This window comes from Arthrobacter sp. Soil782 (genome assembly GCF_001428435.1).
GTDB classification, from domain to species: Bacteria; Actinomycetota; Actinomycetes; order Actinomycetales; family Micrococcaceae; genus Arthrobacter_D; species Arthrobacter_D parietis.
In genome coordinates, this window is the sequence record NZ_LMSO01000001.1 from 779,790 (window position 1) to 795,013 (window position 15,224).

Genomic DNA, 15,224 nt, shown 5'->3' on the forward strand with positions numbered 1-15,224 from the left:
CCTCGTAGGGCTGGGATCCAATATCACTGGAGTAGGCGATCGACGAACTCGTTTATGGCGGCGTCGACGGACAACCCGGTATCGAGTGGGGCGGTGAGGTGGTCAAGCATCAGGCCGTCAATGGCGTAGTGAAACAGGGCTATCTCCGTTGGCCCCCCGGGCAGACCGGAGTCACCATTGAATGCGACATCCTCCTGGAACGCCCGCTGTCGCCACGCTCCAAGCGCCTCAGCAACAGCAGGGCGTCTAGCAGCTTCCAATCTCAGCTCGAAGAGAGCGAGCGACACATGCGGATCAGCGCTGAGTCGTCGCACGACGTCGCGCAGATAGTCGGCAAAGAGTGCCCGGTCAGCAGACCGGGAGTTGTGAGAAGGAACGGCCTCGGGGTCGGGCAAGAGCCGCTCTCCGATGCGCTCAACCAATGCAGAGATGAGATCGTCGCGGGTCGGGAAGTAATTCGATGCGGTGCCGCGCGGCGTGCCGGCCACGGCGTCAACAGCGCGGTGAGTGAGGCCGCGGGCTCCCTCCTCGGCGAGCACGCGGATCCCGGCGTCGGCGAGAGCGGAGCGTCGTTGGTCGTTGCGAGCCATGTAGCCCACACTAGCGAAACCACGACTCCTGTTGTACTTTAACTAGGACAGATGTCGTGATTGGAGATGCCTTGCGAAACCTCGTCTACTACGTCGCCGTTAGCGTCGACGGATACATCGCGGACCCGACAGGCGGGTTCGATGCGTTCCTCGTCGAAGGCGATCACGCGTCCGTGGTGTTCGGCGAGTACGCGGATGCGCTGCCCGCACATGCGCACGCAGCGCTGAAGATCAAGCCGCCGAACACGCGATTCGACACCGTAATTATGGGGTGGAATACGCTCACCCCCGCGCTTGATAGTGGTATTACCAGCCCCTACCCACACCTGCGTCAGGTCGTAGCAAGCCGTCACCCACGCGACGTCGACCACGCGATCACCCTCACTGACGCTCCGCTCGCAACGGTTCGCAGCCTGAAGCAGGAAGACGGCCTGGACATCTGGCTCTGTGGTGGCGGCGAGCTCGCGGGCGCCCTCCTATCCGAGATCGACCACCTCGTCCTGAAACGCAATCCCGTCATCTTTGGCTCCGGCATCCCCATGTTCGGCAACGCCCCCTACAAGCCGCGCGCGTTCGACTTGACCGGAACCCGCTCATTCGAGTCGGGTGTCGTGATCGAGGAGCACGTCTCCCGAGGCAGAGCGTGAGCACCGTGATTGTGCAGGGTCCGTCGCCGTCAACAACCTCCTGACCCCATACAGCAGGCGCTACTTCTTGATCGCCACCGACTCCGCCATGAACTCGGCGACCACCTGCTGGGAGATGGCGACGTCGAGGACGAAGACGCCGTCGTCGTTGGTTGCCAGCCAGGTCTCCAGTTCGGCGAGGTCGGCGAGGGTGTGCGCCTTGGCGCCCTTGGCACCGAGGGCGCGCCCGACGGCGGCGAAGTCCACCTCATCGATGAGCATCGCCTGGTTGTGCAGGCCTTTGGCCGCGTACTGGTGGAGTTCGGCGCCGTAGGCGGAGTCGTTGAGCACGATCAGCACACCCCTGCGGGTGGCGCGGAGGAAGGTCTCGAAGTCGGCCAGGCCCATGAGGCCGCCGCCGTCGCCGCTGACCAGGACGGTGATGCGTTCCGGCCGTGCCACCGACACGCCGGCTGCGGATCCGAAGCCCATGCCGATGGACTGGAAGGCGGTGCCCACCAGGATCATGGCGTGCGGATCGGGCACGGACAGGTACATGGGCGCCCAGCCAATGAAGTGCCCGCCGTCCATGACCACGGAGCGCTCGGCCGGGAGGATGTCCTCCAGTGCGGCGACCACGGCCCGGGGGTTGAGGCGTCCGTCGGGGCCGAACTCGACGGGATCTTCGATGGGATGGGAGGAGCGGAACTCCGCCTCGGCGACCTCAGGGATTTCCTGTCGCCAGGTGGGCGTTGTTGCCGGCTGCACGCGCTCCAGGAGGCCCTCAACGAACGGGCGGATGTCCGAGCGGATGTAATCCACCACGATGGGATGCTTCTCGTCAGGCTCGTTGTCCACGCGGATGATGCGGGTGCCCTCCGGGAACAGGGTTCCATACCGGGTCTGGAAGATGTTCATGCTGGCACCGACTACCAGGACGACGTCGGCCCTACGTGCCACTTCCAGTCGGTGGCGGCGCGTGAAGCCTCCGGCGACTCCCAGGTCCCACTCGCTGTCGAAGGCGTTGATCGCCATGACGGACGTCATAAAGAGGGTGCCGAGGCGATCACCGACCTCCTTGAGCGGCGCCGCGGCGTCCGCGAGGACCACCCCGCGGCCGGCGATCACGACCGGACGCTTTGCCGAGGCTAGCAGTTCGGTCACGCGCTCAAGGTCCGCCTCCTCCGGTGGCCATACGGCTTTGCCGGGCAGCGGCTCGAGGGGCTCGGGGTCGGTGAGCGGCGCAGTGGCGAGGTCATACGGGATGGCGACGATGACGGGCTGCACCGTCTGCAGGGCGAGGTCGAAGGCGCGGTGAGTGATCTCGGTGGCGTTGCCGGGACGGGCAACGAGGGTGGTCACCCCAGCCGCTTCGGCAGCTTTCGTCTGGTCGATGTCGAAGTTCCGCGGGGCCGCCGCCGGTGCATCGCCGACCACCAACACGAGCGGGATCCTCGCGATGCGCGCTTCCGCGAGCGTCGTGTAGGCGTTGGTGAAGCCTGCGCCGTACGTCGTAGTTGCCGCAGCCACCCCACCCGTTGCCCGGTGATACGCGTCAGCCATGGCAACGGTTGCGGATTCATGCCGGGCGGAGGTGAAGGGGAAGCCTCGCCTTGTAAGCCGGCTGATGAGGTGTGCGTTGCCGTTGCCCATGAGTCCGAACAGGTGGCCGGCCCGCTCCGCCACCGCATCAGCCACAGCCGCCGAAACGTGGCCCTCGTCGGGAAGCATCCCTGCCTCATCGGCTGCCTGGTCTTGTGCGCTGGCGCTCGTCATGGTGTAAGTCCACTCCTTCGTGTTTGTCCTCACTAGGTTAAGTGCTCCCAGTCAGCGCGCCCGCATCGCGGCTAGCCCGCCACAGCGCAAGGGACTTTGCCTTAAGCTCAGGAAGTTCAGTTCCGACAACCCGGCCTACAAAAACCAGTAAGGAAACCGCATGTCGTTCCAGGCTTACCTCGACGCTATTGAAGACAAGACCGGCAGAACTCCACGTGAGCTGGTTGAGCAGGCGAATGAGCGCGGTTTTGATAGCCCTGCCGTCAAAGCAACGGAGATAGTGGACTGGCTGAAGGCGGACTACGGCCTGGGCCGCGGGCATGCCATGGCGCTGGTCCACGTCATCAAGAAAGGTCCGCAGATCAGCGAAAAGCACGTCGGTTCCGATGGCACGCATCGGGATGAGTCCGCCGAATTGTGGCTGGACGGGAAAGCCACCAGGCCCGCGGACGAGTGACCTACGCCTGACGCACCAGTGCGTACCCGAATGACTCCAGATGCACCTTGTCCACGGCCTCACCGCTCAGCAGATCTGTCCCCGACACCTCGATTGCGACGGCGTCAACACCATGGTTGATTAGCGTCACCACGTCGCCGCGCTGCGCTGCTTCCACCAACTCCGGCAGCCCTTCAAGCACAGGCACGACGCCGGCACCTGCGAACACGTGCGCACTCACGAGGTGTGCGCCGTCGTCGTCGGGCACTGTTGCGAGGTAGTAGGCGCGGCCTTCACCGGCTGCACGCCCGGTGAAGGCGGGGAGACCCTCGGTGCGGCCGCCGCTGAAGGAGGCGATCACCTCCGCGTCGCCTGCGGCGATCTCCTCGGCCAGGTACAGTCCGTCGAAGGTTTCCGAACCGAAGGCGATGGGGGCAGTGCGCTGACCCGGTCCGGCAGCGGAAGGCGGCACCAGCGCGCCGAATTCCTCCAGCGTGACACCAAGCAGCGGGCCCAATTGGGTGAGATACCCGCCCTCGCGGAAGCGGTCGTGCTCGTCGACGACGTCGCTGAACGCGGTGACCAGCAGGTGCCCGCCGCCCTCGACGAAGCTCGTGAGGTTCGCCGCGCCATCGGTTGTCAGCAGGTACAGCTGCGGCGCGACGACGACGGCGTACTGCGCAAGGTCCGACGTCGGCTGCACGAAGTCGATCTGTACGTGCTGGCGGTGGATGGCGTTGTACCAGCGCTGCACGCACTCGACGTAGTCCAGGACGACCGGGTGGTCAGGGTTCTCGATGGCCCACCAGTTCTCCCAGTCGAAGACGATAGCCACGCGGGCATCCTTCGAGCCGGCGGGTAGCGCGGGCAGGGACGCAAGCTCCTCGCCCAACTGGACGACCTCGCGCCAGGTACGGGTGGACGTGCCGGCGTGCGGCAGCATCGCTGAGTGGAACTTCTCGGCGCCCGCACGGGACTGCCGCCACTGGAAGAACAGAATACCGTCGGCGCCGCGGCCGACACTCTGCATGGACAACGCCTGCATTTGCCCGGGAGCCTTCGGTGCGTTGGTGGGCCGCCAGTTGAGCGCATTCGTGGACTGTTCCATGAGCAGCCACGGGGTGTCCGGCTTGAAGGAGCGGATCAGGTCCCGTTGGAAGGCACCTGCACGGAAGCTCTCGGGCTCGTTCGGGTCCGGATAGCAGTCGTCGGAGATGACGTCCATCTCCGCTGCCCACTCCCAGTAGTTCGCGGGCTTGAAGGCGCCCATGAAGTTCGTCGTGACGGGCTGGGTGGCCCCGGCGGCGCGGATGATGTCCCGCTCCATCCGGTAGCACTCGAGCAGCATGTCCGAGGTGAACCGGCGGAAATCGAGCAACTGACCGGGGTTGTGGCTGTAGGGGGCTTTGCGCGGCGGGAAGATGTGGTCGAAGGACTCGTAATGCTGCGCCCAGAACCAGGTGCCCCAGGCAGCGTTCAACTCATCGAGCGTGCCGTACTTCCGCTCGAGCCAGACGCGGAAGGCATCGCGCGCGGAGTCGGAGTAGTCCAGGTTGAGGTGGCAGCCGTACTCGTTGTTGACGTGCCACAGCACCACCGCCGGGTGGTCCACGTACCGCTCGGCGAGGCGCTGCACCAGCGCCGAGGCAAGACGACGGTACGACGGCGACGTCGGCGCGTAGTGCTGCCGGCTTCCGTGCCAGTACGGTGCGCCGTTCTCGTCTGCGGCAAGGATGTCCGGATAGGCAACGGTCATCCACGGTGGGGGCGACGCCGTCGCGGTAGCAAGGTCAACGGCAATCCCACCCTCATGCAGCAGATTGATGACCCGGTCAAGCCACTCGAAGTCGTAGACGTCCTCCGCAGGCTGAATCCGCGACCACGCGAAAATCCCGAGGCTCACCATGGTGACCCCGGCTTCTTTCATCCGTTCAACGTCCTCGGGCCAGATGGATTCGGGCCACTGCTCAGGGTTGTAATCGCCGCCGTAGTGCACGGTGTTCCTTTCGGGAGTGTTGAGAAAATTAGCGCTTGCGCTCGCGTTCCTTCACAACGAGCACAGCAAAAACAAGGCAGCCCATCCCGGGCACAATCAGCGGCGGCAACTGCCAGGTCACGATGACGGTCAGCGCCAGTGCGACGAGCAGCGGGACAATCGCGCCCGGGTCCGAGCCGAAAGCCTGCACCCCGTCCCGCACTGCCTGCCACCAACCCTTCTCCGGCGTCCAGCGGACCGCCGACTGCAGCAGCGTCAGCGCGAAAGCGGCCAGTGCCAGGAGCCCGACGACGAATACCGCCTGCCAGCCGGGCAGCACCTGGGTGCCGGCGAGCAGGAGGTTGAAGAGCAGGACCAGGGCGAGCGCCGTCGTCGTCAATCCCACGACCCAACCAGTGCGGAGAGCAGACAGGAAGTCCGACCACCACTGGCCGAGCGTGGAACGCTCGGCCAGCAGGTAGCGATGGAGGTGCCGGTTGGAGGCTGCGATCGCCGCGGGGAGCGTGATCAACAGCAGGCCGCCGGCGACCGTGAGGATCCCTATCCACAGCACTTCCGCAAACAGCGCGAACTTCCCCTCGGCACCCGGCCACTTGAGCTGGGTGCCGTCTGGTTGGGGTCGTTCACGCCGTTTGCGGACGCTGCGGGGTGTCATCCCTTCAGGCCCTGGGTGGCAACGCCGTCAACGAGGAACCGCTGGAAGATCACGAAGAACAGCATGACCGGCAGCAGCGCCAGCACCGCGATCGCCACCGTGGCGCCGTAGTCGGAACCACTGGTTTGGTCATTGAACACCCGAAGTGCCAGCGGCAGCGGGTAGTTGTCGGGCGAGTTCAGGTACAGCAGCGGGCCGAGGAAATCATTCCAGCTCCAGATAAACGCGAAGATCGAGGAGGTGATGAGTGCCGGTTTGATCAGCGGAATGGTGATGGACCAGAAGATGCGCCAGTGCCCACACCCGTCAATGCGTGCTGCCTCGTCGAGTTCCTTGGGCAGGTTACGGATGAACTGGACCATGAGGAACACGAAGAACGCTTCAGTGGCCAGGAACTTGCCGACCAGGAGGGGGAAGAACGTGTCAATCATTCCGAGGTTACGGAAGATCATGTACTGGGGAATGATCAGCACGTGGAACGGGAGCAGGAGGGTGCCGATCATCATGGTGAAGAACAGCGGGCGGCCCTTGAAGTCCAGGCGGGCGAACGCGTAGGCGGCCATGGATGAGGAGATGACGGTGCCGATCACCGCGCCGATGCCGAGGATGGTGGAGTTCCAGAAGAACTTCCAGGTGGGAATACCGGCAACGCCCTCCATGACCTTGAAGAAGTTATCGAAGGTCGGGTTCTGGGGCAGGAAGCTGTTGTTCGCACCGAACTCGGCGCTCGGTTTGAACGAAGCCGAGATCATCCACAGGAGCGGATAGAGCACGACGGCGGTCAGCAGCACGATGCCGATGATCCAGGCCACCGTTGCTGCGGTCTTCCGCCGGGGCTGGCGTCGCTTCCGGTTTGCCTCGACCGGTGGAAGTGCGGTCGGATTGGTTTCGATCGTGGTCACTTTGTGTCACCTCCGTAGTGCACCCAGCTCTTGGAGGTGCGGAAAAGGATAAACGCGAGGATGCCTACGGCGATCAGGAGCACCCAGGCCATTGCCGAGGCATAGCCCATCTGGTTGTTCGTGAAGGCGCGGGTGTAGAGGTAAACGGTATAGAAGTTGGTGGCTCCGGCAGGTCCGCCGGTTCCTGACCCGATGATGTAGGCGGAGGCGAAAATCTGGAACGCACCGATCATTTCGAGCAGCAGGTTGAAGAAGATCACCGGAGAAAGCATCGGCAGGGTGACGCTGAGGAACTTTCGCCACGCCTTCGCGCCGTCCACTGACGCCGCTTCATACAGCTCGGTGGGAATCTGCTTCAGGCCCGCCAGGAAGATGACCATCGGGGCGCCGAACTGCCAGACCGCGAGCAGGATCATCATCGGCATGATCAGGGCCGGCACTCCGACCCAGCCGCCGAGATTGATGCCGAACAGGCTCAGCCCGCTGTCCACCGGGCCGTCCGCGGAGAACATTGCCCGCCACACGATGGCGATGCTGACCGATGCGCCGATGAGGCTCGGCGCGTAGAAGGCCGAGCGAAAGAACGCGGTGCCCTTGGTCTTGTAGTTCAGCAGCATGGCCACACCGAGAGCGGCGGCCAGCTTGATGGGTGTGCCGACAAGGACGTAGATCATGGTGATCTGGACCGAGCCCCAGAAGACGGTGTCGCCGGCCATCCGTTCAAAATTGCCCAGGCCGGTCCACTCGGGGGCTGTGAAGAGGTTGTAGTCCGTGAATGCGAGGTACAGCGAGTACAGCATCGGGCCCAGAGTAAGCGCGAAAAGCCCGAGCAACCAGGGGGAGAGGAAAAGGTACCCCGCGACGTTTTCCCTGTTGCCTTTGCGTCGGGGCTGCCCACCCGTCCGGCGGTTGCCCGCCGGACGGGTGCCGGGTTCGGCGGTAGTGCGGGTGTGTGTTGGCGCGTGCGCCGATCCCGTGGTCATAGCCTGCTCCTAATAGCGGTGATAGCTAAGGTCGGTGTTCAGCTGCCGAGCGTAACGGCAGCCTCGTCGAAGAACTGCTGGGCGGCCTCTTCAGGAGTGATGGCGTCCAGTCCGATCGAGGTACCGAGTGTCAGGAAGGTGTTCTCCAGTGCGCCGTAACCCACGATCGGAGCTGCAGGCGGCTCACCGATGCGGTCAGACACCGAATCCAGGTACTCCTTGACCTCAAGCTCGGGGCCTTCGAGCGCGGCACCTTCGAGAGCGGTTTCCGAGGCGGGGACGCCGAGCGATGCACCGAAGATCTCGCCAACCTCGGGGCTGTTGATCAGGAAGTCAACGAAGGCCACAGCAGCTTCGGGATGCTCGGTCTGAGCGCCGACCGCGTGCAGCATGGACGGCTTCTGGTAGAGGTCCTTCACGGAAGGATCGCTGGTGGGCGGTGCGAGGATCGTCAGGTCTTCGGCACCTGTGTCGCCAAGGTAGCCACCCATGAAGTTGGACCAGGTCATCTCGCTAGCGGTCAGATTCGCGCCGAAGCCGGACTTCGGGGCTACTTCCTCCAGCTTGCGGCCGGGGATGACTGCACCGCTTTCGCGCAGATCGGATGCGCTGCCCCAGAATTCAGCCAGTTCCTCCTGAGTGAAGTTCAGCTGGCCGTCCTCGGTGAAGAGTTCGCGACCTTCCTGGCGAAGCTGCAGCTCGAAGTTCTGGATGCGGCCGGTGTAGTCGGTACCGCCCCAGATTTCTTCGCCGGCTTCACTCACGCTGGCCATGTACGCCTCGTAGTCTTCCCACGAGGTGCCGCCTTCGTAGCCCTCGACGCCGGCCTGCTCGATCAGGGCCGGGTTCTCGAAGAGCGACCAGGCGTTGTAACCGGTGGGCACAGCGAGGGTCTGGTCCTCGAGCTTGCCGGTTGCCAGGAGGGTTTCGTCGATGGTGTCGGTGGTCAGCCCGTTGCCGACGTACTCGGTGAGATCCATCAGCAGCCCGTTCTGGCCGTACTGGCGCAGGTAGCTGTAGTCGAACTGCATGACGTCCGGCAGGCCGCCGCCGGCTGCCTCGGTCTGGCGCTTCTCCCAGTAGGCGGGGAAGTCCATGAAGGTTCCGTTGACGTCGATGTTCGGGTTCTGCTCTTCGAACAGCGCGATGGCTTCGTTGTAGCGGGTTGCGCGGTCCTCATTGCCCCACCAGGTGAAGTTGAGGGTGACTTCTTCGTTCGGATCAGGGGTGCCGCCGGCCTGACCGCCGCCGTTGCCGCCGCACGCGGTCAGCATGAGAGCTGCCGCCATGGTGAGCGCTACGCCGGACCCGGCGCGTCGTGAAAGTTTATTGAACATCTTTGTCCTCCTGGGAACGGCTCAGATTTGAGGTGAAGCTCTTTGGGCCGCTGGTACAGTGGTGTACATCACGGGAAAGCGCTCTCCATCGAGAGTAAATTGAATCGTCTCAATGCGCAAGGCCTACTCCTAGAATAATGTGAGCTGTGATACTTCCGAGACACAATGAGCGAAGGAATCCTTCAGATGCCACAGTTTGACCTCCCCCTCCGCGAGCTCGAGCAGTACGCACCGGATCGCACTGAACCCGCTGACTTTGACGCGTTCTGGGAGAAGACCCTCGCGGAGACGGCGGCCTTCTCACTCGATGCCCGTTTCGACGAGGTGGACGCCGGTTATTCAGAACTGGTCACTGAGGATGTCACCTTCGCGGGCTACGGCGGGCACCCCATCAAGGGGTGGATGCTCCGGCCGCGCTCGGCCTCCGGTCCGCTGCCCACCGTCGTCACGTATATCGGTTATGGCGGCGGCAGGAGTCTGCTCGGTGAGTGGACTGCCATCCCAAGCACCGGCGTCGCGCACTTTGTTATGGATCTTCGCGGGCAGGGTGCCGGTCACCGCAGTGGAGACACTCCCGACCCCGGTGTGGGCGGGCCCCATTTCGGCGGGCACCTGACGCTGGGTATTGACTCACCTGAGACCTATTACTACCGGCGCCTGTTCACCGATGCGGTGCGAGCGGTCGAAGCGGCGCAGGCGCACCCGTTCGTTGATCCTTCGCGGGTGCTGATCTCCGGCGGGAGCCAGGGCGGGGCGATTGCATTGGCCTCCGCCGCCCTGTCCCCCACCTTCCTGGAGCATGCACCGCTGGGCGCGATCGTGGACGTGCCGTTCCTTTCCCACGTCCGGCGTGCAACGGAGATCGTGAACACCGCTCCGTACAGCGAGCTGGTGCGCTATCTCGGCATCCAGCGCGGGCGCGAGGACGAAGTCTTCAACACTCTGGGTTACTTCGACGGCGTCAACTTCGCCGCCCGCGCCACCATGCCGGCGCTCTTCTCGGTAGGACTGCTCGACGACGTCTGCCCGCCGTCCTGCGTCTACGCTGCCTACAACTCCTACGCCGGACCGAAGTCCATGAACGTTTTCCCCTACAACGGGCATGAGAACGGCGGCGCGGTCCAGGCCGCCGAGCACATCCGGTTTCAGCGCGAGATGTTCGCTTTGGCCTAACCCCCTGGGAAGTTTTGCGCAGATATGGCGGGTTCGGATGCGCTCCAGCTCGCCAAAGCTGCACGAAACTTCCGAAACGTGGATCATTGAGCGGTGCCTGATACTCCCCCGCCGCAGCCCGGCGATGTTCCTGAGCTGACGCTCGGCGTCGTCATTCCCCCCTCGCTTGACCCGGCTTCGCTTCAGGATATGACTGATGCGCTGCCCCGCCTGCTCCGCGAGTCATACCCGGGCGTTGGGTGGCGCGTGTCAATGATGGTCGAAACCCTCGACGGACGCGCGCCGTCGGAGCTGCTGGAAACCGCCCGCGACCGGCTGCTGGACGAAGACTGGGATCTCGCCGTCGTCGTCAGTGATCTCGCGCTCCGCAGCGGACGGAAGCCGGTGCTCACCCAAATCAGCCCTGTCCACAGGGTGGGGCTGGTGGCGCTGCCGGCGCTCCGTGCGGTGGGCCGCAGGGAATCCATGACGACGGCGGTGGCCCGGCTGGTGGGCCCGCTGGCCGGCTGGGACGACGACGACGAAGCGGAAGACCGCGCCCGCCGCGCACGCGAGATGGCTGACGACCTCCCAGATCATGCGGACGAAAACCCGCTCCAGTTCACCGGCCGGGTGGTCGCTGGCAACGCCCGCGTGCTGCTCGGGCTGATCCTCGCGAATAGGCCGTGGCGGCTTGCGGTTACCCTGTCGCGTGCGCTGACGGCTGCGGCGGCCGCCGGCGTGGTGACCCTCGCGACGAGCGACCTCTGGCTGCTGGCCACCGCCTACGGTCCGCTTCGTCTGATCCTGCTGACCGTGCTCGCGGTCGGTGCCGTCACGCTCACCCTGATGATCGGCGCGGACCTATGGGAGCGTCCACGCCGGAGGGTCGAGCGGGAGCAGGTCACCCTGTTCAATCTGGCGACGACGGCGACCGTAGTGATCGGTGTGGTGACCTTCTTCGGGGCCCTTTTTGTCCTGTCTTTCCTGGCAGCGGTGCTGCTGGTCGACGCGGGAGTGTTCGCCGCCGTCGTCGGTGAGTCTGTGGGACTGGCGGAGTACGCGCAGCTGAGCCTGCTCACCGCAGCCCTGGCGACCGTGGGCGGAGCGCTGGGCGCGGGGCTGGAGAGCGACGACGTAGTCCGGGCCGCTGCGTTCACCCGTAACGACGTCTGACGGTGCCAAGGTTCACTTCGGCATCTCACGCACCGCAAGCCATCGCGCTCTTTGGCTACCGCCAACAGTGAGGGCGCGGCCGCTCAAGTAGAGTCACAATCATGACAACCTCTGAGAAGGCCAGTTCGCTGAAGGCCCTGCACGAAGCCCCCGAAATTCTCCGTGTCGTCAACGTCTGGGACGCCATTAGCACCCGAGCCGTTGCTGACCTGCCCGGAACGCGCGCGATCGCTACCGCCGGGCACTCGATCGCGGCAAGTCACGGATTTGCGGATGGCACCATGCCTTTCGATCTTGCGCTGTCTGCCTTGGCTCGGATCGTGCAAGCGACTGACCTGCCTGTCACCGCCGATCTGGACGCGGGTTTCGGAGACCCAGGCGAGTCGGTCCGCCAAGCGATCGGAGTCGGCGTCGTCGGCGCGAACGTTGAGGACCGGCTGGTTCCGCTGGCCGAGGCAGTCGCGAACGTGGAGGCCATCGTGCGGGTTGCGGAGCAGGAAGGTATAGCTTTCCAGCTGAATGCCCGCACAGACGCGATTGTGCGCGGCGGTGATCGCCCCCTTTCGGACAGCCTCGACGATGCGATCGAGCGGGGCAAAGCCTTCCTCGACGCCGGCGCGAGCCTCGTGTTTGTACCGGGTGTCCTGGATCAGGAGTCGACAGAACGTCTCGTCGCCGGTCTCGGAGAGCGCAAGCTCAGCGTCATCGGCCTGCCGGGGGCGCTGCCGGCGGGCGAGTACGAGTCACTGGGCGTAGCCAGAATCTCCTACGGACCGCTCACGCAACGCGTGGCCTTGCGGGCGCTGCAGGATATCGCGGCGGATCTCTATGCGAACGGGGTCATTCCGACGGACACTCCCGCGCTCAACTGAAGAAACGGCGGGAGACTACCGTTGGAGAACGGAAGTCTTGCGCAGATAAGGCGGGTTCAGCTGCGCTGAACCCGCCTTATCTGCCCGAAAGTTCCGGGAACCTGGCCCTGGCTTACCTCACCATTCCAAGCACCGTCTGCACCCCGTTCTCAAGGACGGCGCGAGCCGAATCTGAAACGACGTCGGGCTTCTTGCCCTGGTTCAGAAACTTCTCGAAGCGATCCATTGCCTTCCCGACGTTGGCCGTGTTGCCCTGCTCGACACCCTCCTGCGCCTGGGCCAGCGAGGCCTGGAGCTGCTTCGCGACCGGTCCCGCAACATCCCCGCTCTCGATGAACGACTCAAGCGTGGCCTGCAGGTACCCGATGAGACCCGGAGTCCAGGCATCCGGCACGGGAACATTCGCGAAGTCCATGTCCGAGGCGAAGTAGTAGCTCGTGTAGGAGGGCTGGTTGTAGGTGGTGTTCTGGCGCGCAACCTCCGCCCGGTACTGGGGATCATGCATGGGAGTGGTGAGCTTGTGGCCGGTGACCTCGGTGCTGAGGAACACGCGGATGGCGGAGCTGTCGGTCGTGCGGACAAACAGTTCCTCACGCCAGTCACCGAAAGCATCCGCCACAAGCGCCGGGTTGCCCTTGGTGCCGTTGTTGGTCAGGGTGCCCTCCGCGTTCAGCAGCGTTCCGCGGGTCCAATCGTCAATGGTGGGTGATCCGTCGCCGGAACGGTTCACAATCTGGGTGGTCATGTCGGCGGCCCACTTGATGCTCATGTTGGTGCCGGGGGTGCGGGCTTCCAGCTGCTCGCCGTCGGAGCTCAGCAGACCCGAGCCATCACTGCCACCCGGCATACTCGCCCAGACCTCAATGCCATCGACATCGGAACGCACGTCACCGATCATGCCGCGGCCAGTGTCTTTGCCGGAGTACGCACCGAACAGCACTTCGCCCGTTGCGGCGTCACGCATGGCGGAACCGTACGGGGCGAACCGTCCGCCCTCATGGACCGTCCAGATCTCCTGACCGGGGCGGTTCGGGTCGATGTCCGTCACGTGCATCGCGTCTCCGTGACCGAGGCCGGCCTCGGCGCCCGGCGTTGCACTGCCTTCCGGCATGGTGTCGAACGAGCTGTAAAGGAGGGAGCCGTCGTCGTCGATTGTTGCTGAGCCGTAGACGATCTCCTGCTTGCCGTCGCCGTCCACATCCGCGGCGCTGAGCGAGTGGAAGCCCTGCGTGGTGATGGAACCGAACTCGGGGTCGGTGCCGAGGCGGCCGTGCGGGCCGTCATTGAACGGGTTTGTCATCGGCGTCCAGCCGCTGTCCACGTTCCAGACCTTGGAAAGGTTCGTGCCGTCCCAGTTGTAGGCGGCGATGGTGGAGCGGGTGTAGTAGCCGCGGGCGAAAATGGCTGACGGGCGTTGGCCATCCAGGTAGGCGACGCCCGCGAGGAAGCGGTCCACACGGTTGCCCGGCTCGATGCGGGACATAGCGTAATCGCCCCACATGAGACCGTCGTCGTGCCGGCCCGGCTCGTAGTCCACTGTCTGAAGCTCGTCTCCAGTGGCGCCGTCGAACACGGTCAGGTATTCAGGGCCGCTGAGGATGAAGCCCTCGAAGGCGCGGAGGTTGTTCCTGCCGCTGCGGCTGGGCGCGTAGACATCCATGAAGTAGTCCGCCATGGCGCGCGCATCCGCGTCGGAGAGCGGGTACTCGTAGCGCTGTTCGATGCCGAACGCTTCCTCGAGTGTGGCGGGCCAGTTGCCCGCGACCACCTCGGGGTGCTCGTGCCAGGTGGCGAACATGTCCACGACGTGCTCGTAGTAGTCGGCCGCGCTCTTCCGGTAATCGTCGGTGTTGCTGTAACCGGCGGCGATGTCATCGGCCGGCATCGTGATGTACTCAGGCTCGCCGGCTACACCGTCCGTGTACTGCGTGACTGAGGTGCCCGGCGCGGTCTTCATCATCATCTCGGTGCGGCCATCGCCGTCGAAGTCGTAGACCATGAACTGCGTGTAATGGGCGCCGGAGCGGATGTTGACACCGAGGTTGATGCGATGGAGCAGCGTTCCGTCCATGGTGTACGTGTCGATGTAGGTGTTGCCGGTGTACCCGACCTGCGAGACATCCTTCGAGTTCGAGGGATCCCACTTGACTACGTACTCGTAGTCGCCGTCGCCGTCCGCGTCGCCAAGGCTCATGTCATTCGCGGAGTAGGTGTAGCTTTCACCGGCGGGGGTTACGCCGTCGGCCGGCTTCTGCAGCGGGATATCGGTGTAGCCCTGTGCCCAGGGGGCCACTTCTTCACTGCGCTGCAGTTCCACACCGCCGACGACGGCGGCAACCTGATAGGTGGCCCATTCCGTCGCGTCGGGGTCGAGGTAGTTGGTGCTGTCGGTGACCGTGGCGATCTTCTCGCCGTTGCGGTAGACGGCAAAGTCCGAGCCGGTCTGGCCGGTCTCGTTTGAGCCGGTGACTTCGGTGGTGAGGAGGCGCCAGCTGAGGAAGGTTCCCTCCGAGGTTGCTGCCGCGACGAGGCCGCGGTCCAGGTGTTCGAGCTGAATGCCGATCTGGGCATCGGGGGCCGGAGCAGCAGCGGCGGGAAGGCCGCCACCTCCGGCGATCAGGGCTGCACTGAGTGCCAGCGTTGCTGGTATTGGGATGACGCGAAAGCGCGGGTTCATCTTTGAATCCTTTCAACGGAAAACGCTTTCTCAACGCTAGGCGAAG

General features: G+C 64.5%; 13 protein-coding genes. 5 read left to right on the plus strand and 8 right to left on the minus strand.

Going from position 1 to position 15,224, the window contains the following annotated elements:
- Positions 1-23: 23 nt before the first annotated feature.
- Entirely contained in the window at positions 24-590 is a 567-nt protein-coding gene (locus ASH00_RS03715; protein WP_056545151.1) for a TetR/AcrR family transcriptional regulator, read from the minus strand.
- Positions 591-646: 56 nt separating this feature from the next.
- Here ASH00_RS03715 and ASH00_RS03720 point away from each other — a divergent pair, with 56 nt between their 5' ends.
- Entirely contained in the window at positions 647-1,237 is a 591-nt protein-coding gene (locus ASH00_RS03720) for a dihydrofolate reductase family protein (RefSeq protein WP_442854336.1), read from the plus strand.
- A gap of 60 nt (positions 1,238-1,297) precedes the next feature.
- Here the strand turns inward: ASH00_RS03720 and ASH00_RS03725 are convergent, their stop codons facing one another.
- On the minus strand, positions 1,298-2,992 hold the full coding sequence (locus ASH00_RS03725; protein WP_235563142.1) for a thiamine pyrophosphate-binding protein: 1,695 nt from the start codon (positions 2,990-2,992) through the stop codon (positions 1,298-1,300).
- Positions 2,993-3,152: 160 nt separating this feature from the next.
- Between ASH00_RS03725 and ASH00_RS03730 the strand changes: the two genes are divergently transcribed.
- Positions 3,153-3,449 carry a DUF4287 domain-containing protein gene (locus ASH00_RS03730; RefSeq protein WP_056545153.1) on the plus strand — a complete coding sequence of 99 codons (297 nt, stop codon included), beginning with the start codon at positions 3,153-3,155 and terminating at the stop codon, positions 3,447-3,449.
- Between the two features lies 1 nt (position 3,450).
- Here ASH00_RS03730 and ASH00_RS03735 read toward each other — a convergent pair whose 3' ends face one another.
- The 5 genes from ASH00_RS03735 to ASH00_RS03755 are packed head-to-tail and all read right to left on the minus strand — an operon-like array spanning position 3,451 to position 9,301.
- Positions 3,451-5,424, minus strand: coding sequence for a beta-galactosidase (locus ASH00_RS03735; protein WP_056545155.1), 1,974 nt, complete (start codon positions 5,422-5,424; stop codon positions 3,451-3,453).
- A gap of 28 nt (positions 5,425-5,452) precedes the next feature.
- Positions 5,453-6,079 (minus strand): hypothetical protein, encoded by a 627-nt coding sequence (locus ASH00_RS03740; protein WP_056545157.1) that lies wholly within the window; start codon positions 6,077-6,079, stop codon positions 5,453-5,455.
- Positions 6,076-6,981 (minus strand): carbohydrate ABC transporter permease, encoded by a 906-nt coding sequence (locus ASH00_RS03745; protein ID WP_056545159.1) that lies wholly within the window; start codon positions 6,979-6,981, stop codon positions 6,076-6,078. Before ASH00_RS03745 ends, ASH00_RS03740 begins: the two co-directional genes overlap by 4 nt.
- Complete coding sequence (locus tag ASH00_RS03750) at positions 6,978-7,964, minus strand: carbohydrate ABC transporter permease (RefSeq protein WP_056545161.1); 987 nt, start codon at positions 7,962-7,964, stop codon at positions 6,978-6,980. Before ASH00_RS03750 ends, ASH00_RS03745 begins: the two co-directional genes overlap by 4 nt.
- Before the next feature lie 38 nt (positions 7,965-8,002).
- Complete coding sequence (locus tag ASH00_RS03755) at positions 8,003-9,301, minus strand: ABC transporter substrate-binding protein (RefSeq protein ID WP_056545163.1); 1,299 nt, start codon at positions 9,299-9,301, stop codon at positions 8,003-8,005.
- 186 nt (positions 9,302-9,487) lie between these two features.
- Between ASH00_RS03755 and ASH00_RS03760 the strand changes: the two genes are divergently transcribed.
- From ASH00_RS03760 to ASH00_RS03770, 3 genes are all read left to right on the plus strand, one after another.
- On the plus strand, positions 9,488-10,474 hold the full coding sequence (locus tag ASH00_RS03760; RefSeq protein ID WP_056545164.1) for an acetylxylan esterase: 987 nt from the start codon (positions 9,488-9,490) through the stop codon (positions 10,472-10,474).
- A gap of 93 nt (positions 10,475-10,567) precedes the next feature.
- The gene (locus tag ASH00_RS03765) at positions 10,568-11,629 is read left to right on the plus strand and encodes a hypothetical protein (RefSeq protein WP_056545166.1); all 1,062 of its coding nucleotides are present in this window, start codon (positions 10,568-10,570) and stop codon (positions 11,627-11,629) included.
- Between the two features lie 101 nt (positions 11,630-11,730).
- Entirely contained in the window at positions 11,731-12,501 is a 771-nt protein-coding gene (locus tag ASH00_RS03770) for an isocitrate lyase/PEP mutase family protein (RefSeq protein WP_056545169.1), read from the plus strand.
- 112 nt (positions 12,502-12,613) lie between these two features.
- Here the strand turns inward: ASH00_RS03770 and ASH00_RS03775 are convergent, their stop codons facing one another.
- Positions 12,614-15,178 (minus strand): rhamnogalacturonan lyase, encoded by a 2,565-nt coding sequence (locus tag ASH00_RS03775; protein ID WP_056545171.1) that lies wholly within the window; start codon positions 15,176-15,178, stop codon positions 12,614-12,616.
- Positions 15,179-15,224: the final 46 nt, after the last annotated feature.

Coding starts and splice junctions, on each gene's coding strand:
- ASH00_RS03715 (WP_056545151.1), bottom strand. CDS start 590: ATGGCTCGCAACGACCAACGACGCTCCGCTCTCGCCGACGCCGGGATC.
- ASH00_RS03725 (WP_235563142.1), bottom strand. CDS start 2,992: ATGACGAGCGCCAGCGCACAAGACCAGGCAGCCGATGAGGCAGGGATG.
- ASH00_RS03730 (WP_056545153.1), top strand. CDS start 3,153: ATGTCGTTCCAGGCTTACCTCGACGCTATTGAAGACAAGACCGGCAGA.
- ASH00_RS03740 (WP_056545157.1), bottom strand. CDS start 6,079: ATGACACCCCGCAGCGTCCGCAAACGGCGTGAACGACCCCAACCAGAC.
- ASH00_RS03750 (WP_056545161.1), bottom strand. CDS start 7,964: ATGACCACGGGATCGGCGCACGCGCCAACACACACCCGCACTACCGCC.
- ASH00_RS03755 (WP_056545163.1), bottom strand. CDS start 9,301: ATGTTCAATAAACTTTCACGACGCGCCGGGTCCGGCGTAGCGCTCACC.
- ASH00_RS03760 (WP_056545164.1), top strand. CDS start 9,488: ATGCCACAGTTTGACCTCCCCCTCCGCGAGCTCGAGCAGTACGCACCG.
- ASH00_RS03770 (WP_056545169.1), top strand. CDS start 11,731: ATGACAACCTCTGAGAAGGCCAGTTCGCTGAAGGCCCTGCACGAAGCC.
- ASH00_RS03775 (WP_056545171.1), bottom strand. CDS start 15,178: ATGAACCCGCGCTTTCGCGTCATCCCAATACCAGCAACGCTGGCACTC.